Origin of the sequence: Leptolyngbya iicbica LK, from assembly GCF_004212215.1 — a bacterium.
Classification (GTDB): Bacteria; Cyanobacteriota; Cyanobacteriia; order Phormidesmidales; family Phormidesmidaceae; genus Halomicronema; species Halomicronema iicbica.
In genome coordinates this window covers 93,242-113,982 of record NZ_QVFV01000002.1, presented here as the reverse complement: position 1 = coordinate 113,982, position 20,741 = coordinate 93,242, and the positions used below count along the sequence as shown (strand labels likewise).

19 protein-coding genes are annotated in these 20,741 nt (G+C 48.3%); 12 read left to right on the top strand and 7 right to left on the bottom strand.

Going from position 1 to position 20,741, the window contains the following annotated elements; genetic code table 11:
• Positions 1-10 precede the first annotated feature (10 nt).
• From DYY88_RS07590 to DYY88_RS07580, 3 genes are all read left to right on the top strand, one after another.
• Entirely contained in the window at positions 11-871 is an 861-nt protein-coding gene (locus DYY88_RS07590; protein ID WP_039728653.1) for an SDR family oxidoreductase, read from the top strand.
• Between the two features lie 493 nt (positions 872-1,364).
• Complete coding sequence (locus DYY88_RS07585; RefSeq protein ID WP_052288599.1) at positions 1,365-1,754, top strand: CsbD family protein; 390 nt, start codon at positions 1,365-1,367, stop codon at positions 1,752-1,754.
• A gap of 435 nt (positions 1,755-2,189) precedes the next feature.
• Positions 2,190-2,987: an alpha/beta fold hydrolase gene (locus DYY88_RS07580; protein WP_052288600.1), complete on the top strand. Its 798-nt coding sequence runs from the start codon at positions 2,190-2,192 to the stop codon at positions 2,985-2,987.
• Between the two features lie 113 nt (positions 2,988-3,100).
• Here DYY88_RS07580 and DYY88_RS07575 read toward each other — a convergent pair whose 3' ends face one another.
• Entirely contained in the window at positions 3,101-4,012 is a 912-nt protein-coding gene (locus DYY88_RS07575; RefSeq protein ID WP_039728654.1) for a YihY/virulence factor BrkB family protein, read from the bottom strand.
• A gap of 454 nt (positions 4,013-4,466) precedes the next feature.
• On the opposite strand from DYY88_RS07575, the gene DYY88_RS07570 reads away from it, so the two are divergent.
• The 9 genes from DYY88_RS07570 (at position 4,467) to DYY88_RS07530 (ending at position 11,123) form a co-directional block, all read left to right on the top strand.
• Positions 4,467-4,877, top strand: a complete 411-nt coding sequence (locus DYY88_RS07570) for a DoxX family protein (RefSeq protein WP_039728656.1) — start codon at positions 4,467-4,469, stop codon at positions 4,875-4,877.
• Between the two features lie 50 nt (positions 4,878-4,927).
• Positions 4,928-5,356 (top strand): MgtC/SapB family protein, encoded by a 429-nt coding sequence (locus tag DYY88_RS07565; RefSeq protein WP_039728658.1) that lies wholly within the window; start codon positions 4,928-4,930, stop codon positions 5,354-5,356.
• 311 nt (positions 5,357-5,667) lie between these two features.
• Positions 5,668-5,847, top strand: a complete 180-nt coding sequence (gene rd / locus DYY88_RS07560) for a rubredoxin (protein WP_072041356.1) — start codon at positions 5,668-5,670, stop codon at positions 5,845-5,847.
• A gap of 268 nt (positions 5,848-6,115) precedes the next feature.
• A complete protein-coding gene (locus tag DYY88_RS07555; protein WP_160299597.1) occupies positions 6,116-6,388 on the top strand; it encodes a hypothetical protein in 273 nt (90 codons plus the stop codon).
• Positions 6,389-6,405: 17 nt separating this feature from the next.
• On the top strand, positions 6,406-6,849 hold the full coding sequence (locus DYY88_RS07550; RefSeq protein WP_052288601.1) for a DUF6335 family protein: 444 nt from the start codon (positions 6,406-6,408) through the stop codon (positions 6,847-6,849).
• A gap of 20 nt (positions 6,850-6,869) precedes the next feature.
• Positions 6,870-7,784 (top strand): CHAD domain-containing protein, encoded by a 915-nt coding sequence (locus DYY88_RS07545; RefSeq protein WP_039728660.1) that lies wholly within the window; start codon positions 6,870-6,872, stop codon positions 7,782-7,784.
• A 376-nt stretch (positions 7,785-8,160) separates the two neighbouring features.
• Positions 8,161-9,801: a TnsB C-terminal domain-containing protein gene (locus tag DYY88_RS07540; RefSeq protein ID WP_044151373.1), complete on the top strand. Its 1,641-nt coding sequence runs from the start codon at positions 8,161-8,163 to the stop codon at positions 9,799-9,801.
• Between the two features lie 12 nt (positions 9,802-9,813).
• The gene (locus tag DYY88_RS07535; RefSeq protein WP_044151374.1) at positions 9,814-10,626 is read left to right on the top strand and encodes a TniB family NTP-binding protein; all 813 of its coding nucleotides are present in this window, start codon (positions 9,814-9,816) and stop codon (positions 10,624-10,626) included.
• Positions 10,626-11,123 carry a TniQ family protein gene (locus DYY88_RS07530; protein WP_039728662.1) on the top strand — a complete coding sequence of 166 codons (498 nt, stop codon included), beginning with the start codon at positions 10,626-10,628 and terminating at the stop codon, positions 11,121-11,123. Before DYY88_RS07535 ends, DYY88_RS07530 begins: the two co-directional genes overlap by 1 nt.
• A 14-nt stretch (positions 11,124-11,137) precedes the next feature.
• Here DYY88_RS07530 and DYY88_RS07525 read toward each other — a convergent pair whose 3' ends face one another.
• The 6 genes from DYY88_RS07525 to DYY88_RS07500 all read right to left on the bottom strand — a co-directional run bounded on the left by DYY88_RS07525 (position 11,138) and on the right by DYY88_RS07500 (position 20,618).
• A complete protein-coding gene (locus tag DYY88_RS07525) occupies positions 11,138-12,292 on the bottom strand; it encodes a cysteine desulfurase family protein (RefSeq protein ID WP_039728664.1) in 1,155 nt (384 codons plus the stop codon).
• Positions 12,293-12,342: 50 nt separating this feature from the next.
• Positions 12,343-14,631: a ParB N-terminal domain-containing protein gene (locus DYY88_RS07520; protein WP_039728665.1), complete on the bottom strand. Its 2,289-nt coding sequence runs from the start codon at positions 14,629-14,631 to the stop codon at positions 12,343-12,345.
• Position 14,632: 1 nt separating this feature from the next.
• Positions 14,633-15,304: a hypothetical protein gene (locus DYY88_RS07515; protein WP_039728666.1), complete on the bottom strand. Its 672-nt coding sequence runs from the start codon at positions 15,302-15,304 to the stop codon at positions 14,633-14,635.
• A 99-nt stretch (positions 15,305-15,403) separates the two neighbouring features.
• The gene (locus tag DYY88_RS07510) at positions 15,404-16,207 is read right to left on the bottom strand and encodes a phosphoadenosine phosphosulfate reductase family protein (protein ID WP_039728668.1); all 804 of its coding nucleotides are present in this window, start codon (positions 16,205-16,207) and stop codon (positions 15,404-15,406) included.
• Positions 16,204-19,689 carry a hypothetical protein gene (locus tag DYY88_RS07505; RefSeq protein WP_039728669.1) on the bottom strand — a complete coding sequence of 1,162 codons (3,486 nt, stop codon included), beginning with the start codon at positions 19,687-19,689 and terminating at the stop codon, positions 16,204-16,206. The genes DYY88_RS07510 and DYY88_RS07505 overlap by 4 nt, the downstream gene beginning before the upstream one ends.
• Positions 19,686-20,618 carry a DUF4007 family protein gene (locus DYY88_RS07500; protein WP_044151376.1) on the bottom strand — a complete coding sequence of 311 codons (933 nt, stop codon included), beginning with the start codon at positions 20,616-20,618 and terminating at the stop codon, positions 19,686-19,688. The genes DYY88_RS07505 and DYY88_RS07500 overlap by 4 nt, the downstream gene beginning before the upstream one ends.
• Positions 20,619-20,741: the final 123 nt, after the last annotated feature.

Genomic DNA, 20,741 nt, shown 5'->3' with positions numbered 1-20,741 from the left:
TGAATAAATTATGACAATTACCCCCAACCAAATTCCCCCTCAGAGTCAAAAGCGGACACCGGCTTTGGAATCCGAAATGACGCCTAAGCCCAAGTACGACAACCCTGATTACAAAGGGAGCGACAAACTCAAAGATAAGGTCGCTTTAATTACGGGCGCTGACAGTGGTATTGGTCGATCTGTCGCGGTCCATTACGCCAAAGAAGGGGCGGACGTTGCGGTTGTATACCTTGACGAGCACGACGATGCCCAGGAAACCAAAAGAGCAGTCGAAAACTATGGTCGACGCTGTATTTTGCTGCCGGGTGATATTCGCAACGACAGCTTTTGTCATGAAGCTGTACGCAAAACTGTGGATGAATTTGGACGTCTCGATATTCTCGTCAATAATGCTGCAGTGCAGTTTTTAGAACCATCTTTGGATGATGTGGACGCTGCGCAGTTAGGCGACATTTTTGCGACTAATGTGTTTGCAATGTTTTACTTCACTCAGGCCGCTGTTCCTCACATGCGACCGGGCAGTTCTGTGATCAACACCACTTCAATCAACGCCTACAAAGGCAACGCCAAATTATTGAGTTATTCCACGACCAAAGGCGCAATTTTGGCCTTTACCCGCTCCCTTGCTGAACCCATGCTAGAAAAAGGGATTCGGGTAAACGGCGTCGCTCCTGGCCCCATCTGGACGCCCTTTATTCCCGATGCCTTTCCGAAAGAAGTAGTCGAAGGTTTTGGCAAACAAGTGCCCATGCAGCGCCCTGGCCAACCCATGGAAATTGCCCCCAGCTTTGTATTTCTAGCTTCCGGTGATGCGTCCTACATTACGGGGCAAGTGCTGCACCCTAATGGTGGAGTCGTTGTGGGGGCTTAGGCAGCACTGTCTTCACCCGATAAGGAAATGGGTTCTGAGTATGACGTTTTTAATGCTGGGTTCAGACTCTAGCCCAGCATGATCGCCCGAGTCGATGCAATCCTTCGCGATGACTCGTGAGTAACGGCCAGGGCTTAACAAATTAGCCGTTCTTGCCATCTGCTATAGGTTAGCCGGTATCTTCCTTAAGAGATTGGAGCAGGTTGAATCAGGCAGATGGCAAAGTGCTTTTGGATGCAGATGGCATATCCATACTCAGATTTTGGATAAGCAGCACCGGGTGTTTTTGACAAGGCCTTAAAGTCTTAGAAAAATATAATGCAAATCTCTATGTCTGTACTGAGAGATACGAGAATATTTTTAGTCGATCACACTATTGATAGATCTCAAGATAAAGTATTTCTCTGGGTTGATTCTTTATCCAAAAATAGAAAATAGACTAGCGATGTTGTAAAAACTTTAAGTTTTTAGACCTGACCAAAAAGGAGAATTTATGCAGTTAATCTTCAGTTATGAACGAATTAAGAAAGTGTTGATTGTATGCACCTTAGCGATCGCGGCTTCCTGCAGTTTACTGCTGGGCTGGGGCACGCCTGCATACGCTGGCACAGATGCGGCTGATGTCATTCAAGATCGGGCCGAACAAGAGTTCGATCGCATGGCAGGTGAAGGTAGCGTCAACCAAATTAAGGGCAAGGCCCGTGAAGATTTGGGCCGAGTACAGCGCCAGTTTGGTGATGATATCGAAGGTGCTGCCCAGCAAGCTAAGGGTAAAGCTCAGAAGGATATTGGTCGCACCCAAGCTGCTGCTGATCAAGCCGCTGATGCTGCACAAGAACGCGCTGAAAACGTCGTTGATAAAGTTAAAGACTTTTTCGACTAAGACCAATTCCAGGTCATATTAACTATCCACCTGGCCAAGTTGAGAATGATTTGATAAAGACTTCTTATTGATCTCAACTGATCCGCGCAATTTTGAACATTGCCACCGTCATGTTGGTATCGCTGAAGCCCTTGATTAAGTAACACTCGGTAGCTAAAGGCGTCTTGCCAGGACGGATACCAGTTCGTTATTTAGGTCACAAGCAGTCAGTCATCTGGTTTAGGCTGTCAGCCATGACTGCAAACGACCACTCATGCCTAGCTTTTGTTGAAGCTAGGCATGTCTCTGTTTATTAGCGACCTGATTCAATCAGCGTCTGTTTTTTATTTGTCTTGTTTTTGTTTTCTTACCTTGCAGGCAGTCCTTAATTCAGAATTAATCGGCTTTTCACTACATCCAGCTCAATACATTCAGTAGTTACGTTTTTTATCCCCCATGCAACATTTAGAGTCCTCTTTTACCATCGACTCATCCCAATTTCTAGACCGTGGCCAAGGCGAACCGACGTTGGTTTTCCTGCACTATTTCAGCGGGGCGGCGGCGAGTTGGCAGTGGGTCATCGAGCATCTCGCGTCAGATTTTCGGTGTGTTGCCCTCGACTTGCCGGGGTTTGGGCAAACTCCCCCGCTAGCGGAGCCATCCCTTGAAACGTACCGTGATTTTGTCTGGGAAGCGCTGTCTGCCTTAGACATTGATCGCTTTGTGTTGGTTGGCCATTCTATGGGGGCCAAGATTGCGTTGCAAGTTGGCATCAGTTCTCCATTGGCCGAGCCTCGACAAATCATCTTGGTGGCTCCCTCGCCGCCGACCCAAGAGCCCATGCCCGATGACGAAAAGCAGCGCTTATTGAATTTTCACCCCAGTCAAGATAATGCGGCGACGACGGTCGATCAGGCGACCCATGCACAATTGTCTCCAGAACAGCGATCGCTCGCCATCCAAACCCACACAATTGCCGCCGACTCGGCCTGGCGCTGGTGGTTGCAAGTGGGGATGCAGCACTCAATCGCGGACCAACTGCACTCAATTAAAGTGCCCGTCACCGTGATCGCCTCTCCCGATGATCCCGTCATTCCGTTCGACGTAGTGCAACGGGATGTCATCGATCGCATCGCCGGAGCAACGCTGATTGAGCAAGCCGGAGTGGGACACCTAATGCCGCTAGAAATTCCCGAAAAAATTGCGATCGCGATTCGGCAACAAGTCGAGCAGGGGGCGGCGATCGCGCCTTAACACAGTCCTAATACAGTCTTTAAAGCGTTCAAGGTTATCCGGTGACTGCATTCATCCATGGCCTAATTATGGATAGAAGTTGTGGATAGAATATGACACGGATGAATTCATTTTTATTGAGAATTTGACTGATCCACAGTGACTTTTTCCTGGCGCACTGCGTAGCGATTAGGCTGAATTTGCGACCCAAAGCGGCGGCTGTAAACCTGTGTGAGTTCTGCCCCATAAAACAAAATTTGGGCCGAAAAGAATACCCAAACTAACAAAATAATAACCGAGCCTGCCGCTCCATAGGAGGAGCCAAAGCTGCTATTGCCTAAGTACAGCCCAATCAAAAACTTGCCCAAGGAAAACAGAATGGCAGTGGCGGCGGACCCAAACCAGACATCGCCCCAAGTGATCACCACATCAGGCAAGAATTTAAAAATCATGGCGAACAGCAAGGTCGTGATGCCAAAGGAGACGGCGAAATTCAGCACTTGCACAATGGTGTCCAAGCTGGGGGCAAGCGTATTGAGATAATCAGAAAAGCCCGAAATCACAGAACTGATGATTAGCGACACCAGTAGCAAAAAGCCAATGACGATAATCATGCCCAGGGATAATAGTCGCTTGCGCAACAAGTTCAAAAACCCAATATCGGGTCGGGCTTCCACACTCCAAATGGTGTTGAGGGAGAGTTGCAATTGAGTCAAGACGCCAGTGGCACCAATGAGCAGTAACCCCACACTAATAAGTGAGGCAATGACGCCAGAGTTGTTCCCCGGACGATTCGCATTATCCAGAATGGTGCTGACAAAATCAGCGCTGGTGCCCCCGATTAGAGCCTCGACTTGGCCCATGATTTGCTGCCGAACAGCAGCGCTATCAAAAAATAATCCCGCGATCGCAATCACCAAGATTAGCAATGGCGCTAATGAAAACAGCGTGTAATAAGCCAGGGCTGCGGCCAAACGGGCTGCTTTGTCCTCGTTCCATTCTTGAAAGGCGGCTTTGAGCATCCGCCAAACTTGTTTAGGACTCATGGCTAGCGCCTCTTAAGGGATTGACTGAATTCGACTCGCAGATCAAGATTCGCGCCTCAACATTTGCACCTCAAAGTTAGAGCAATTAAATAACGGGTCACGAATTTTACTCAATCGGCGAAATATCTATCTATATCCTTATTACAGCGAATTTTCGGACATCAAAAAACCATCAAAAGTAGGGAAGAACTGCGTAGCAATAAGAAAGATCGCCTAGGAATACTGAATCGTGACCGGCAGCAGCATCGTTACCCTCAGCCAACGCTTTGATCAGAGCATCTACATCAACGACGCTGGTTCAACACAACGTGGTCTTGATTGCCCCCTACATTAGCGTGGCCAGATCTGCCGATGGCAAGAAGACACTAGGGCTGGCTCCCGCAATACTGGAAAGACTAATGTATCCAGCTTTGTCTGGAGTCGCGATCGCGCTCTTCTCCGCCCCTCTTGCTTTATGAATTTTCTGACCCAGAATAAGACCACCCTGCGCGGCGTTTTGGCCGTTTGTATGGTGGTCGCAGGTGTCTTACACTTTGCCCAGTCAACTCCCTTCATCCGCATCGTGCCAGATTTCTTACCCGCTCCCGCCGCGTTGGTTTATATCAGTGGCGCGATCGAAATTTTGTTGGGCATTGGCTTGCTAGTGCCCGCGACCCGCCAGTTTGCCGCCTGGGGGTTGGTGGCCCTCTTCATTGCGGTGTTTCCGGCCAATCTCAACATGGCCATCAATCACATTAAAATTGCGGGGATTCCGGATGCTTGGTGGTTTCAAGCCATCCGTCTGCCCTTTCAGTTGGTCCTCATTGCTTGGGCCTATTGGTATACTCGCCCCGGCCGGCCTGCGCCCTCCTCAGAAGGTCATTGAGCTGTGGCTCGGTGGTTTAACCGTTCGAGGCCCTACAGGGCTCAGGATTTATGAATGATTTCACCCCAATTCCCTGGCTAGTGGTGATCGGTCGCTTGCTGCTCGCGATCGCTTTAGGCTCCGCGATCGGGCTGGAGCGAGAATTTGGTGAAAAAGCGGCGGGTCTGAGAACCAATATGCTGGTAGCCCTCGGGGCCGCGCTGTTCGTTTTGGTTCCCGTGCAGAGTGGACTAGCCGCAGCGGATGCCACCGCCCTGGCGCGTAGCCTGCAAGGCATCATCACCGGAGTCGGCTTTGTGGGAGCCGGTTCCATCTTGCGGGCCGACCGGGTGCATGGGCTCACCTCAGCCACAGCGGTTTGGATTTCCGCAGGGTTAGGCATCGCGGCGGGGTTAGGACTCTGGCAGCTCGGATTAATCGGTGCGGGATTCGCCTTAGCTATTCTGCGCTACCTCAAATATCTTGAACAGCAGCTTTAGGCTGCGTGTCTTACCAGCCGGTCGGCTTAAATATTGGCTGCTTGCGTAGGTCGGGTTCGCCCAGCGTCACCCAGGTGGGAGGGTATTGCCTTTGGCAAGGCTGTGCCAATGTGCCTTAGCCACAAGCTAAATATGATGACGTTTATTTGGGTTTATCTACGTATTTTTATCTTTTGCTAGACACACAGCGACCACTCAAAAGTTCTAAAGTCTACGCAATCTCTATCTTTAAAATCCTCCGATAGGGCGATTAAGGTTGATGGATTTAATTGATAGTTTTGGACTGAACGCATTGATATTTGGTTAGCAATATGCAGAAGTATGTTTGTGAAGTCTGTGGTTACATTTATGACCCAGAAAAAGGGGATCCGGATTCTGGCATTCAGCCAGGTACCCCATTCAACGAGATTCCTGACGATTGGGCTTGCCCAAAATGTGGCGCTACTAAATCTCAATTTAAGCCCATGAAACAAGAGTCAAGCGTTGCCTAGATTCATTGTTGACGCTTGAGAAACTATGTCATTGCCAAGAAATGAACCAACGCCCCTGAGGCGAAAACAGCCTTCTAATAGCTGGACCAAGGGTCTCCGCGGGCTGATCAGTTTTTTCGCCCTGTTTGTGGCAGTCGGATTTTTACTTTTTCAGCTGTCTTCGAGCATTCTGCTGGCTTTTAGTCAGTCCAGTTGGCTCGGTTTTCGCAGCTTGTCAGCGGCTATTTTTCCATTGTCAGTAGCCATTTATTTAGGTTTTCTGGCTCGCATGGAAGTTCCCATCCGAGAAAGTCGTGCGCCCATTATCAATAGTTTTATTCTATTTCTGTTTTGGACGCTATTGCTGTTAGGTATTGACCAAAGTAATCAGCTTGATCGGTTTCCATTGGAAGAACTGCTGTACGGCAGCACGATCGCAGTAATGATCTGGCGTTACAAATATCGCGACTCCTTCAAAGCGCTGCTAGCTTGCTGTTATGGCGTCATTTCGGGTTCATTAGCAGCGGTCATCCTATTTGGCATTAACCCCACCGCTTTGTAGACAAAATTCAATTTTTTATGACTCAAGATCCATCCATGCAACCCAACGTTCATCCATCAGCCGAACCGCTAGTGGATGACAATAGCGACCTGACACCGCCACCGGGGGTACCCGAGCGATCGCCCGATCAAGCGGCGGCTGAAGCGGCGCGAACGGGCCGAGAAGACCAGAGTCAGCAAATCGGTGCGGACCGATCGCTAAACCAGCGCATGGCCGCCGGCAAACCCACCACCATGGGCGACCCCGACGCCATGACGGAGCAAGCCAAAGTGGTGGGCGAAGAAGCGGTTGGCGGCACGACGCCGACTCCCGACCAAGACAATGTGGATGACATTGCCGCGTCGGCAGGCATCAATACTAAGGCTGAACACCCGGTCAAAGTCCGACATGAAATGGAGCGTCGCGACGAGCATCGGTTTGAGCTTGATCCCGAATCGAAGGGACCGGCTGCTTCTGCTTAATCCTCTCTGATGGCAATTCCATGGCTTATCGATTTTTCGCTGATAGTACGGTCGAAGACAACGTTCATCGCCTTTTGCAAGAGCAAATTGAGAAAGCGATTCACCAGCTGACTCACAATTTCCAAAAAGATCCAGCTAGGTCAATTCACGATGCTCGAAAGCGGTTAAAAAAAGCGCGATCGGTGCTGCGATTAATCCGTAAGTCAATTGATAAAGACACGTATAAACGTGAGAAAAATGTGCTGCGGGATGTGGGGCGATCGCTGGCCCCTGCCCGTGATGCTGAAGCCTATCAATCCACTCTTGATGCTTTGCTCGAAGCCTACGAACTGACTCTGGACATCAGTGCTTTCAGTGATTTGAAAGCCAGTTTGGCCGGTCTACATACGGTGCGCTTAGGTAAGCTCATTGAGCACGAAGACACCCTACAGAATCTAGTTGGAGAGTTGAAAGACAGCCATACACGCCTGCAACAATTAGCGCTGCAAGCTACTGGTTGGGACGCCCTAGCTCGCAGCTTACACCGCATTTATCGTCAAGGCCATGAACGATTTCATGCAGCCTATGAAACAAATAACGATGAGGCGTTTCATGAGTGGCGTAAACGTGTAAAAGACTTTTGGTACGATATGCGCTTGCTCAGACGGCTTTGGCCCCCGGTAATGTCTGCCTTTGAAGAAGAAGGCCATCGGCTATCAAGCCTGCTGGGCGACAGTCACGATATTGCCGAACTTCGACACTTTTTGCACCATCATTCCGAAGAAGTCGCCTTAGTGGAAACACAAAAGAACGTGCTGTGGCCGCTGATGGAGCATCGCCAATACAAGCTTCATCAACCGACCCGAGAGCTAGGTCAGAAGCTTTTTGCAGAAGAACCAGATGCCTTTACCGACAGAATAGCGAGCTATTGGGAAAATTGGTTCACCGAGATTTAGGCCAAATGGAGGTTGAAAACCACCATTACATAGATAAGTGGCCAATTTAATTCGCGAACGTACATGTCGCATAACACGTAATCCGTCGCCATAACACGCTCTTGTCGCCGACCATTAAATGGCTAGACCCCTTTGAATTCAGGAACCTTGGCGATTTCATCCTCACTCTAAAGAGCGCTCTTGAATAACAAAATATTTGACGCCTCTTGAAGAATGAACACAATCAGTGTCGTCTCTTTGAAGCTGAAATCGCCTCAGTATTAACGCACTCTTTGTCGCCTCTTTGCGGCTTTGTCGGATCTGATCTAACAAATTAGATGACATATCTTGGCGACTATAGTACATTTGATTTAATTCACTTGTACTAGGTGACTCCATGGAACTTGTTAATCCAGATGATCTGAATTCAGTAGAATCCAGGCTCAAGCTAGAAATTATCGAGAAACTTTCAGAGCCCTGCGATCGCAAAACGTATGGTGAACGTCTACGGAGTGCGGCTCAACAACTAAAATGCTCTGTCCGCACTGTGCAGCGGTTGATGAAAAAGTGGGAGGAGGAAGGCCTTGCCGCTCTAATCGATTCAGGTCGCATAGACAAAGGGAAGCCTCGAATTGCTGAAGATTGGCAGCAATTTATTAAGAAGGTGTACAGCAACGATAAATGTACGCCCGCTCAGGTATTTACCAAGGTGCGCAACAAGGCTCGACAGGAAGGCTTGAAAGACTATCCCAGCCACATGACGGTTTATCGCATTCTTAGACTGGTTAAAGAGGCTAAGGAGAAAGAAGAAAGTATCCGTAACCTGGGATGGAAGGGTTCACGCTTAGCACTCAAAACCCGTGATGGCGAAGTATTGGAAATCGACTACAGCAATCAGGTCTGGCAGTGTGATCACACGAGAGCAGACATTTTGTTGGTGGATAAATATGGACATCAAATGGGGCGACCTTGGCTGACGACCGTGATTGACACTTACTCCAGAGCGATCGTTGGCATCAACTTGGGATATGACGCCCCTAGCTCAAGCGTCGTTGCACTAGCCTTGCGTAACGCGATTATGCCCAAGCAGTATGGAGTGGAGTATAAGCTCTACGCTGATTGGCCTACCTGCGGCACCCCTGACCATCTATTTACTGATGGGGGGAAGGATTTTCGGTCCAATCATCTTCGGCAAATTGGATTACAACTTGGATTTATCTGTCATCTGCGCGATCGCCCTTCTGAAGGTGGCATCGTTGAAAGACCGTTTGGAACTATCAACACCCAGTTTCTCTCCACTCTGCCAGGGTATACAGGTTCCAATGTCCAAGACCGTCCTCCGGAAGCGGAGGCGGAAGCCTGTCTGACCTTACAGGAGTTGGAGAAGCTCTTAGTTGCCTACATCGTGAATACCTACAACCAACGATTGGATGCCCGTATGGGTGACCAAACTCGCATACAGCGGTGGGAGGCTGGACTCCTTAAACAACCTCGTGTGATTCCTGAGCACGAACTGCATATCTGTCTGATGAGACAGACTCGCCGCACCATTTATAGAGGTGGCTATCTCCAATTTGAGAATTTGGCTTACCGAGGGGAAGCATTGGCTGAACATGCTGGTGAGAATATTGTGCTTCGCTATGACCCGAGAAACATCGCACAAGTATTGGTTTATCGTCACGACCCCGACCGTGAGGTGTATTTAGGAGTTGCTCAAGCCCTAGAGTTTGAAGGCGAAGTGCTAGCCCTAGATGATGCCAAAGCCCATAGCCGGCGCATTCGTGAGGATGGTAAGGCGGTTAGTAACGATGCCATGTTGGACGAGATGCGCGATCGCGAGGCATTCGTCGACCAAAAGAACAAGTCTCGTAAAGATCGCCAAAAGGATGAGCAGGCAGACCTGCGTCCGACAACGCCTCCCATAATTGGGCCAGACTCCTCTGATGAGCCATCTGTTGACGTACAGCCGGATGAGTCACCAGAGGAGTTGGACATCCCAGAGTTTGATATCTGGGATTTTGACGATGATGATGCTTAAGGGGAGACCGAGATGATTGCATTGCAAGATCAAGAAGTTCAGGCCCACATCGAGCGTCTGCGTCGAGACAAGACGGTCGCCCTAGACTCCGTAAAGCAGGCTCACACTTGGCTGAAGCGTAAACGTAATGCTCGGCAGTGTGGACGGCTAACAGGTGATTCTAGAACCGGGAAGACCAAGACCTGTGAATCTTTTCTGAAGCTGTATGGAGAGCCAGATTTGTCTGGCAGGGTGCCGATCATTCCCATTTCATATGTTCATCCCAAGCAGGAATGCACCTCTCGTGAGTTGTTCCGCGAGATTCTGGAACAGTATGGGGATGATCTGCCTAGAGGCACAGTTGGGGATGCTCGAAGCCGAACGTTGAAGGTACTACGGGCTTGTAAAACGGAGATGTTGATGATCGATGAGGCCGATCGCCTCAAGCCTAAGACCTTTGCTGACGTACGCGACATCTTTGACAAGCTAGAAATCTCGGTCATCCTGATTGGAACCAAACAGCGGCTAGACCCAGCAGTTAAAAAAGATGAACAAGTCTTCAACCGATTTCGGTCTAGCTATCGCATAGGAACCATCCCTAGCAATCAGCTCAAGACTATTGTGGGACTTTGGGAGCGAGATATTCTCAAGCTGCCAGTACCTTCTAATTTAACGTCTGAAGCCATGCTGAAGGAGCTGCGCAAGGCGACTGGCGTATCTAGGAAGGGTTACTACATTGGCCTGATTGACATGGTGCTACGGGAGGCAGCCATTCGTGCATTGGAAAAAGGACAAAGCAAGATTGAGCTTGAAACACTAAAAGAGGTAGCAAAGGAATATAGCTAATGGTGATACCGCAAATTCCTGCTTGGGTGTTTCCAGTGGAGCCTTCTCCAGGAGAGAGTCTGAGCCATTTCTTGGGTCGGTTTTGTCGGGAGAACCACACGACGTTGAATCAGCTCGGCGAAAAGACCGGACTAGGAGCGGTTTTGGGGCGATGGGAGAAGTTTCGATTTATCCCGCAGCCGAGTGATGCGCAGCTAGCGGCCCTTGCCAAGCTGGTGCGATTGGAGGTTGACCAGATAAAGCAAATGCTGCCGCAGGAGACGATGCAGAATCGGGTGATTCGGCTGTGTGCGGCTTGCTATGCCGAGGAGCCCTATCATCGAATTGAGTGGCAGTACAAGTTGGCAAATCGGTGCGATCGCCACCATCTCCTCTTGTTACTGGAATGTCCCAACTGTAAAGCCAAGCTACCGATGCCATCAAAGTGGGCTAATGGAACCTGTAAACGATGCCTCACGCCTTTCGAGCAAATGGCTGATCTTCAAAAAGGTATTTAGTAGCCCACTAGACACTAGACTGCCATTGCGGCTCGGACAGCGTGAACCGTTTGACTCAAAATCTCGGCGGCGGCAACGACTTCGGCATCGGTGGTGAACTTGCCAAGACCAATACGGAGGGAGCCTTCGACGATATCCTCGTCCCGATTCATGGCGCGGAGGACATGGGAGGGAGCTTCAACGCCGGAGGAGCAGGCTGAGCCAGTAGAAATGGCGAGCTTAAGGCGCACTCTGGCGATGACGGCACTGTTGGGAATTCCGGGAATGGAGATGTGAAGATTCCCGGCGAGGCGATTTTCTTGGTCACCATTAACGACGAGTCCTGGAATTTTATCAGTCAGGAGCTTTTGGAGGCGATCGCGCTTCTCCCTAATCGCTCTCTCATCTTCCTCCATCTCCAACTTCCGTAATCGACATGCCTCGCCCAGACCAACGATACCTGGAAGGTTCAGGGTGCCTGAGCGCAAGCCTCTCTGATGTCCACCTCCGTAGAGAAGTGGCTCTAAGGGGTGCCCTCGTTTGACAACTAGAGCCCCAACACCTTGAGGCCCATAGAACTTATGGGCAGAGAGAGAGAGCATTGTGATGCCCCACTCTTTGAAATGGATGGGAACTTTGCCGACAGCCTGCGAAGCATCGCACAGGAAGGGAACGTTGTAGGTTTGAGCGATGTGGGCAATTTTTTTAACAGGGTAAATAGTGCCGACTTCATTGTTGGCGGCCATGACACAGAGAAGATGAATGCCGCTGGCGCAGGCTTGCTCTAACTGGGCTAAGTCGATGCGAGCTTGGGTATCTACTGGCAGGATTGAGAGTTTGACACGTCCCTGTTCTTCGAGGGCAAGGCAGGTATCGAGGACGGCTTTGTGTTCGACAGCGGATAGGGCGATGCGGGGATGAATGTCTTTGTTTTCTAGATGCTGAACAGTGCCTTGAATGGCGAGATTAATGCTCTCAGTAGAGCCAGACGTAAAGATGATGTCGCGGGGAGAGGCTCCAACGAGGTTAGCAATATGGCTCTTCGCTTCTTTTACAGCATCCTCAGCAGCATCTCCAATCGCGTGCTCTGTACTGCTAGCATTTCCAAACTCCTTTGTCATATACAAAAGGACTTTCTCCGCAACCCCTGGCTCTACTGGAGTGGTTGAATGATAATCAAAAAATAGCACGGTCTTACGAAGAGCTAAAAAACAGAAATTTACTTAATTCCATGCGGGCACTAAACTTCATCAAATAAATCATCACTCTCTTCAGCTGAAGGTAATTCAGTAATTACAGATTCGCAGTTTTCAACTCTGAGACTCTCTGAACCGATATTCTTAATCAAAGCCGAATACGTGTTGAAAGCAGTGTTAAACACATCTCGGATTTCTTTATCGCTTAAGCTCTCTTCACGCACCATATTTTGCTGACAATATGTGCTCTTCTGAAACTTGTACAAAGAAGACATCACTGCACGTCGGCATTTACGTCTTTCAGCATGAACAAGATTCCTGAAATATTCGTCACTAGGATTCCAGATCTCAAGCATGAGATACTTATACTTAGGCCATTGATCTGGCTGCATTTCGCCACGGTAGACAACTTTTCTGAAAGCCTGATTGCTTTGGATCACCCTCCATTCAGCAATACTTCCTGACAATTCCCCAGTAAAAACTTTCACCAGCCTTCTGAAATGTGCCGAAGTTTTAGGGATAAAGAAATCGTTGATTTGTGAAATAAATTCGCTAAACGCTTTTCCTGCGTCTAGTAAAGATCCACCTGAGTCAAGTATTTCTCTATTAGCTTTCTCTAGCTCTCCCCAAAAGCCACATACAAGGGCACTTTGAAAAGCCACCGTTGTATACACGTTGTCATATAGATCATTGAGCCACCTCACAAAACCAATTGAAAGTTTACCTGAATCACTTTTGAACTGTGCCTTGTCAGATACATTGCTTATATAGTTAGTTGCACGATCTATATGAAAATCATGTATTGAGTCATCGATTCTCCGAGCTGTTCCATCTAGTTGATCGGCGATGGACTCTAGTTCTGGCACCTTGCCAGAGAAGTAGTCATCCTTAATCTTTTGCCTTAAATTAGTTCTATGCGCTTCAAATACCCTACTGATACCTTGACCCTCAAATAGTATAGGGCGAAGTCTTGTATCTTGGTTAGCAAGAATTCGCTTTTCCAAAGCCAAGACTGCCTGGTTATGAAATTCAAATGGAGTGAATTTCTCCAATGCCGATATCACGATCTTTCCATAAGAATCCATAAATGCATCAGCTAAGGCAAGCTCCGCTTCTACCGTGAAATTATCGCGCTGCGTAACTTCAGAAAGGTCAGAACCTAGTAGATTTCTACCATCCAACCTCTTGAAGCACCCAAAAGACTCTAAATCTTTTCGCTTGTAAAATTTTCCTGAACGAGAGCTGATACCCTGAACATTCTTTGATTCATTGAGCATTAAATGCTCGATCATATAATACAAATGACTAACACCTGTGACGGCTATTGGACTCTTGATTTTCAACTTGTCGTCGAATTGATCAAGCTCAACGTTGAAAATTCTCAAGGAATAGTTCGATCTGCTGTCTTTTTGTTTTATTTGTGACAAACAACGCCTCATAAATGAGGCAATGAGATCACTATCGTCTAACAGCTTGTTTCGAGAGTCTGAAACTTTTCGTGCTGTCTTATTTAGAGTTAAAAATATGAGCCTAGAAGCCTTGCGCAAATCACAATCGCCTTCATATGTTTCATCAAGCGACGGGAATGTGCACAGAATCACAGGAAGTTTGATCTCTTTTAGCTGAAATCCTTGAATGTAGTTCTTTGTCCATTCTGAATAATAATCTTTAAACGGCAACCTTCTCTCACTTGACCACTGACCTTCTTTAAGGTTTCTGTAGAGTGCAAGAAGAGCCATGGCGCGGTGTTGTCCATCTATAATAACCAGACTAGTTTTATACGTATTAATTCTGAGCCTAGCTAAATCATGATTTAGGATATCACCACTCTTTATCCGTTGCTCAAACTGGAAAACTTCTTTGCCTGGAAAACCAGATCTCAGAATGAAGTTGCCTTTTCCTGCATCGTCTTCCTTCTTGATTTCATGAACTTTAGGATAGAATTTTGCCGGTTTCTCCTCATTTTCAACCAGCGGCAAAACCACAACGACAATTGGCGGGAAGAATTTAATTAAATCTGCGGATTTTTCGTCAAGCAAATAAGGAATTAGCTCAGAAGAAACTCTGGCATCATCAATATCCCTCTGCATGATTTCGTCAAAATCCAAAGACTCTGAACCAAAAATTTCTCTGACAGGGGCAAGATGACTAAGCAATGCATCATTAGATGTGTTTGAGAAATCCAAACCCACATGAGTCAAGAAATACTTTACTTCGACAGAATTCTGGCCAGTTCTAGCTGCACCAACACTGAAAGCACCTACTGATCCCTCCAAATAAAGATCTAAAGCTGGTTGAGCATCTAGCTCGTCAAATAGGTCTTCATTTGCCATGTTAATTTCTCCCTAGGACTGGATAGCAAACTCTATTCAGAATATTCTCTACATCAACATATTCTCTGTCGGATACTTCCATAACCGTAGCTGCTACTGATAGTCTCGTTGGAATTAATTTCCTTCTACACACTTGTAGTGCAAAACTCTGATCTTTTTTCCCTTGCTCTTCCGCATGATTGATCTCTCTTTGATAATTTATTGTACTCTTCTCTCTGATTTGTTTAATCAAGCTTTTGTGCTTAGACACCCTTTGTCCTAGAGTCTTAGACATTCCAATATAGATAGGGCTTGCAAATAGTGGGCAGCTTGCTTCTATTATTTGTCTGATCGTTGTTAGCCTAGAGGGGTTTCTGATAATTCGTTCGATCAAATTATTTGTGAGCACTTGCAAGTGCTCGATTTGCCCACTATATTGGGGTTTCAGTGGGCCTTTTAGATAAGCTTCATAAGGTTCTTCCTGGAAGTATTTGAAGATTCTTTCATGCAGAAAGCTTTTTACTTCTTCATGTAGTTCTGACATTGCTGCTTCTTCAGAAATCTGACTACTCTGAATCAGGCCTGTCATTTTTTCGATATCTCGGTCTGTTATTTCAGGCGAATAATACCATGCATAAATTCCAGGCTTCTTCTTAGGTATCTCATCGATCCGATCCCACTGATAAAGCTTCATTTACTTCACATACTGCTTAAGAGCCTATTTGACTATGCTTCCCGCTAAACTTACGCAATATTGATTTGCGGTCAAGATCCATCAAATCTCGAGAATCGACTATAAATGACAAGCGAAGCAAGGTACTGTGTCATCGACTTCATCTAAGGCTTCAGCCAATATCTCGGATAAAGGAAGGTCGAAGAGTTCTTCCTGCTTTCGGAGCATTGCTCGTTCATGCTCAAAAATAATCTGATCTTTGCGTTCCAATAGCTCCAACAAAGTTTCGCCCTCTGTCCAAGTATAAGTGCGGCCATCGGCATGATTTTGCTCATACTCTATGGCTTGTGCAAACAAGTTAGGATGCTCTTCTGCGAGCATAACCCACTCATACTTCCGCTGAAAGAAGCAAAAGAAGCATCCAGAACGACTGCGCCAACGATAATAGTCCGGCATGCCGATCCCGCTCTCTTCAAGCAATCGGTAGATGTCAGCCTTGACTAAACCATGTTCTTTAAAAGGAAAGACAGGTGTGATGTTGGTTTTCTTGGAAATATAGCCATCACGGTTTTCATCCGCCCGGATGCCGATGTAACTAATGGCCTCGTCATCACCGATGTACTTCTCTAGCGGGATAATCTTCATCTGCTTAGTACACCAGCGCATTTTTGGGGATGGCAGCGCCCCACCATAAACATCCAACCAATGGTCAAATCCCCGCTCTGCTTCAAGTCTATGAATTCTGATGCCCAAACGGGCCTCAATTCGGTCTAAATATTCTTCTGTTTCAGGCAACTCCTTATGCGTGTCGCAAAAGAAATATTCAATTTCCAGCTCTGGATGCTGTTGGCGCATAAAGACGGCTAAGGCTGTGCTGTCTTTACCACCCGAGAGTCCTAAGATATGTCTGACTGGCTTGGTCATGTAGCCTGTCTCCTTGCCTGACTGGGTTTCTCTTCTAGTTCGGAACCTGGCTGGTCACGAAGGATTCGTGCGCTTAGTTTAGCGACAAATGCCTGATATAGCTTGGGATTATTCTGAAGTTCTGGCAAATCCAAGACCTTATCAACGGCTTGTTCTAGCAGGTCTTCTTTGTCAGCGTCTACCCAGATGACCTGATTCACTTCATTCCCGTTCTGCTCGGTAATCGTCAGGCGCATCGCAGTAAAGCCGATTCCTCTGGCCTCCACTTCTTTTTGCAGCGCTTCCAGGTTTTTGAAATGCCTTACCAAGTCGCTGAGAGTCAGCTCAAATCGAGTGATATCGTCTTCTAGCCAAGACTTCGGTGGCTTATCAGCCACAATCATCGCTAACGCTTCCAACCACTCATCCTCTTCCGAAGTATCGTCCACGGCTGCAAGGATAAAGCGCTTGAGCACAGGCTCGATACACTTGCCAACCAGAGGCGTTGCTTTTACCTGCAGGTCTTCTCTTAAGTTAATCTCTTGCCGGACACCAAACGCCTCATATAAACGCTTTTTGCAGAAGCCCAGTAGTTTGTCATAAGCGGTTTGGATTTCATGGAGACACTGCACTAATTTCTTTCGGAATGCTTTTGCAGTCTTGCTATCTTCCTTCGTTGCGGTTATGGCCTGAAAGCCGCAAGCTTCCGGTAATGACACAAATAGTAGTTCATCGGGCTCTTGGGCCTTCTGGAGCACTGCTATGACCTTTTGGGCCTCATCGCTGACGCGCTTAGTATTGAGCGTGTACTTGGGTAGTTTGCGGACAAAGCTAAACAACGGCTTGGCTACAACTAGTAAAGAGGCATTGCGAACCCCAGAGGGAGCTTTAACATTGGGCGATCGCAAAATGCTTTCCAACTCTCGAAAGACCTGGGAACGTAACCCCACTATCTCGAAATACTTCACTGAGAAGCGTGATGGATCCTTCACCAAAAGCTCGAAATGCTCTGGCCCCATCACTGGAACAAAGGTGCCGTCTTTATAGAAGCCCACGTCATCGACGTGATACAGCAAAACCGCTGTTAGAACGACAGGTACCATCCCCTGCTTGATGCCGTAGGGTGGTTGCTCTAAGCGCTCATATAGATCCCCAAGTGAAAGTTGCTTCTCCTTGGCCTCCAAGCAGAAAGCTTCAACCGCTTCCCAGAGAGGTGAGATACCAGCGCTGTCAGGCGGTGGATAAAAGCCCCACTGATCATCTTCTTGCCGATGAATCTCACCGGCTTCGAGGACTGAATAGTACATCGCCACTTCGGGACCATAGCCCTCTAGCCCTAATCGAGGCTGATCGGCTCGTTCCAGCATAGCTTCGATCAGTTCTCGTCGGGCTTTTGCGCCTTGTGAAGTCAGTACCCGACGATTAATCAGTTCATTATCCAGAATGGGGGTCTGAGGATAAGTGCGATCGCAGACCTCCGACAACGCCGATTGAAAAGTCCGAGCATTCGGCATGCGCCGGAGCGTGCCCTCAATCCAACATCGATTTTGACTACCGGCCCAGTCGAACGTCTGACGAACGGTTTCGTCCAGCAACCGTTCAGCATCGGTTAACCGCTGCTTGACCTCGCGCCGAGCCACCCCGTCATTTTGCAGTTCGGGGGCGGTTTTCCAGATTTTTTTGAGAACCTGAAACTCTTGAGCCCTGGTTGCCAGTATGTCTAGCTTCGCGACCTCGACGATCACCAACGGTTTGCCGTCGAGCGTCTTTTCTGGAACCGATTCCAACTCTGTCCGATCAAGCCAGTACAGAATGAGCCCGTCATACTCCCCAGAGCTACAGGTCACCTTATCAAGGTCTAAACGGCTGTCGCCATAGCGCTGCTCGAAGTAGCGAAGAGTACCAGTGGTGGTGTAGTGCCGTTGGGGCACCACCTGCGGAAGCGGATACGCTTGGGATAGGAGGTCAGCAATGGGTGCCCGTTCTTGCTCAATTAATTCATAAATTGCTGCTTCAACATTAAAGTCTGAGCCTTGCCAGATGCGTAGCTCCTGGAGCTGACTTCGATAGGTAATCAAGCTACGGTGCTGTAGCTCTTGAATTGCTTTCAGCCAGTTCTCCAGATCATCATTTTCTGGGGAGTCGCACAAAGCAAAAGCAACCAATTGAGGTGTCGCTCGGAGCGAGCCCGTTGTCGTAATCAGATTCAGAATACCGATGGTTTTGAGGATCTGAATCGTTTCGGGGGAGCGATCACGGGCATCCTCGATTAGTCCTTGAATCTCTACCCAGCGCTGTAGGTTGATGCGAGACGATAACCCCGTGACCGATTCTACAAAGTAGTCATAGAGCTGGTAGAGCTTAAGTGTGGGAATCTTTTCGCCCTCCACTTGAGCCGTAGCCATAAATTCTTGTAGGCCATAGGGCTCCTCACTGGTGAGGAATGTAAACAGGGAGCGATCGTTCTGGGCATACCGAGTACACAGCAACGGCAGCACCAGTGCCGTGATGGGATGTAAAGGGTAGGCTTTCGCTAGAACATCATCAGCGATGTCATTTTCCGTTAAGACAGGGGCTAACGCCTCGAACCAGCGAGTTGCGCCCTGATGAACGGCATAGAGAATCGGGTCGGCCTGAGAGGAGTCAATGGCCCGACCAATCAACCGCGTCATCTGGCTTGGGGATTCTGCGAAGGGAATGTCCTCAAACCGTCCTTGAATCTTGGTCCACTCGCTCTGCTCAACGGCAGCTAGGCGCTCGCTGTACCCCGCAAAGGATTGGTGCAGCAAGCCCAAGAAATAGACCTGATGGTCCCCTTTAATATCCAGTTCAGCAATTTGCTGAAGCAGGTATAAATCTTGCACACCCTGGTTATGAGCGGCGTACTCTAACGCCTTACCTAACTCATCCACCACGAGCAACAAGGGAGTTTGAGCAGCACTCACCATCGCTTTCAAGAGATTAAGCAACTCTTGATGGCTAATCTGGGGTTCCCGTGTGTCCAGTTCAACTTTCCAATCGGTCAATAAGGGCCAAAAGTCCGGCTTTTTCTTCTTGTGCCAAAACCTTTCTGCCGCAGTGATTAGAGCCCGGGCAATGCTCCAACTCAATGGCTCTCTTTGTCCAGTCGTAGCAGCCCGCAGTAGCCCTTTTGCCAGAATATGGGCGTTGATAGCTTCCAACTTGGTACTCTCGGCAGGAAAAGAGTCTAGAGCAATCTCATAGGCCTCAGCTCTGACCGGGTTCTTCTCGTCGGCGCAAAGTGACAGCAGGTAATGGGCAAAGGCTGATTTGCCCGTTCCGTAAACCCCGGTAATCGTCCAGGCCCGATGGGCATTGGGATTGCGTAGCGCTCCCAGGATGCGCCGCAGGGCATCGACAGACCGCTCAGTGGGCACGTAACCTTGAACGGAGTCAGGTTTGTCTAAATCCCGCACCAGGTTGACCGAGCGGTAGTAGCGACGATTCAGGCTGAAATAGTTGGAAAGTGCTCTTTCAGTCATCTCGCGTCCCCTTGCTGGTTGTCGTAGTAACTGGCCAAAACCTGCTTTGCCAACTCAGTTGGGTGATCTGTCATAAACGTGAACTGGAGTTTGCCCGCAGCATCGTCAATGCTCAGTTCCTTGAAAATATGATTGACCCGCTCAATCGCATCACACAGGGCTGACTCATTCAGCTTAAAAATTAGGCCAGGGCTGCCATTGTCATAAAGCAAATTGGCGATGGGAATGGTTCTGGCTGTCTGATAGGTCCCTTCGGCAAAAATCAGGGCAGCGTAGACAATAATTTCAGCAGGTAGGTTATGTTTGGGGCCAATGCGGAAAGCATAGTGGCGCTTATCTCCAGCGGCCTGAATGAGCCGTAAATCGGTGAAGGGACAATCCAAAGCATCTTCACTCATGGAGGCTTTGGCATTTTGTCCGGCGTACATTCTCAGAATGCAGCTCACATCTTTTTTGATTGAGGAATCAGCAATGCGCGTTGCTTCGCGATCACGGTACTCACAGAGTTCGTAGTAAAGGTCTTCGTAGGTAAACTCGACCTTCCGAAAATGATTGAAGGTAAAATCCCAAGCTGTCGCGTAGCAGGGCTGCTGAAGCAGTTGCCAGTGCAAAAGCCACAGGGAGGCCGGATCTTCCAAATAAGGATCCCACCCTGAATGGCTCAGCAGCGCTTCTCCAAATTCGGTCGGCTCATCGTCTTCCAGTAACTCAAAAGCGTTGCACCAGTATCGGATAGACCGCACCATGTTCTTGCCGACTCCCAGCTGGACAGGTGCGTTGTCTTCGAGAAAGATCTTCGGGTTCTCGGCAGCACGGTCGAAACCTTTTTTCAGCCAGCCAAATCGAGGATGAAAGGTTTCATGACGGGCAAACACCGTCACCTTAGGCGCTTTTACTTCATCAATGTTGAGTGTTGCCGGTTTTGCCATAGCGCCTAGCTAGAACCCGTGTACTAAACTATCTAAATATAGGCTCTCAATGCAATCCGTTATGTAACTACCTGTTGAGAGACCCGTACAAAATAACCATAGATGTAGCAGTTATCTTACAAG

Bases quoted from the DNA above. Each gene is read 5' to 3' on its own strand.
- DYY88_RS07580 (WP_052288600.1), top strand. From the start codon at position 2,190: ATGCAACATTTAGAGTCCTCTTTTACCATCGACTCATCCCAATTTCTA.
- DYY88_RS07570 (WP_039728656.1), top strand. From the start codon at position 4,467: ATGAATTTTCTGACCCAGAATAAGACCACCCTGCGCGGCGTTTTGGCC.
- DYY88_RS07540 (WP_044151373.1), top strand. From the start codon at position 8,161: ATGGAACTTGTTAATCCAGATGATCTGAATTCAGTAGAATCCAGGCTC.
- rd (WP_072041356.1), top strand. From the start codon at position 5,668: ATGCAGAAGTATGTTTGTGAAGTCTGTGGTTACATTTATGACCCAGAA.
- DYY88_RS07585 (WP_052288599.1), top strand. From the start codon at position 1,365: ATGCAGTTAATCTTCAGTTATGAACGAATTAAGAAAGTGTTGATTGTA.
- DYY88_RS07505 (WP_039728669.1), bottom strand. From the start codon at position 19,689: ATGACTGAAAGAGCACTTTCCAACTATTTCAGCCTGAATCGTCGCTAC.
- DYY88_RS07550 (WP_052288601.1), top strand. From the start codon at position 6,406: ATGACTCAAGATCCATCCATGCAACCCAACGTTCATCCATCAGCCGAA.
- DYY88_RS07535 (WP_044151374.1), top strand. From the start codon at position 9,814: ATGATTGCATTGCAAGATCAAGAAGTTCAGGCCCACATCGAGCGTCTG.
- DYY88_RS07510 (WP_039728668.1), bottom strand. From the start codon at position 16,207: ATGACCAAGCCAGTCAGACATATCTTAGGACTCTCGGGTGGTAAAGAC.
- DYY88_RS07575 (WP_039728654.1), bottom strand. From the start codon at position 4,012: ATGAGTCCTAAACAAGTTTGGCGGATGCTCAAAGCCGCCTTTCAAGAA.
- DYY88_RS07555 (WP_160299597.1), top strand. From the start codon at position 6,116: ATGGAAGTTCCCATCCGAGAAAGTCGTGCGCCCATTATCAATAGTTTT.
- DYY88_RS07530 (WP_039728662.1), top strand. From the start codon at position 10,626: ATGGTGATACCGCAAATTCCTGCTTGGGTGTTTCCAGTGGAGCCTTCT.
- DYY88_RS07590 (WP_039728653.1), top strand. From the start codon at position 11: ATGACAATTACCCCCAACCAAATTCCCCCTCAGAGTCAAAAGCGGACA.
- DYY88_RS07520 (WP_039728665.1), bottom strand. From the start codon at position 14,631: ATGGCAAATGAAGACCTATTTGACGAGCTAGATGCTCAACCAGCTTTA.
- DYY88_RS07500 (WP_044151376.1), bottom strand. From the start codon at position 20,618: ATGGCAAAACCGGCAACACTCAACATTGATGAAGTAAAAGCGCCTAAG.
- DYY88_RS07515 (WP_039728666.1), bottom strand. From the start codon at position 15,304: ATGAAGCTTTATCAGTGGGATCGGATCGATGAGATACCTAAGAAGAAG.
- DYY88_RS07545 (WP_039728660.1), top strand. From the start codon at position 6,870: ATGGCTTATCGATTTTTCGCTGATAGTACGGTCGAAGACAACGTTCAT.
- DYY88_RS07565 (WP_039728658.1), top strand. From the start codon at position 4,928: ATGAATGATTTCACCCCAATTCCCTGGCTAGTGGTGATCGGTCGCTTG.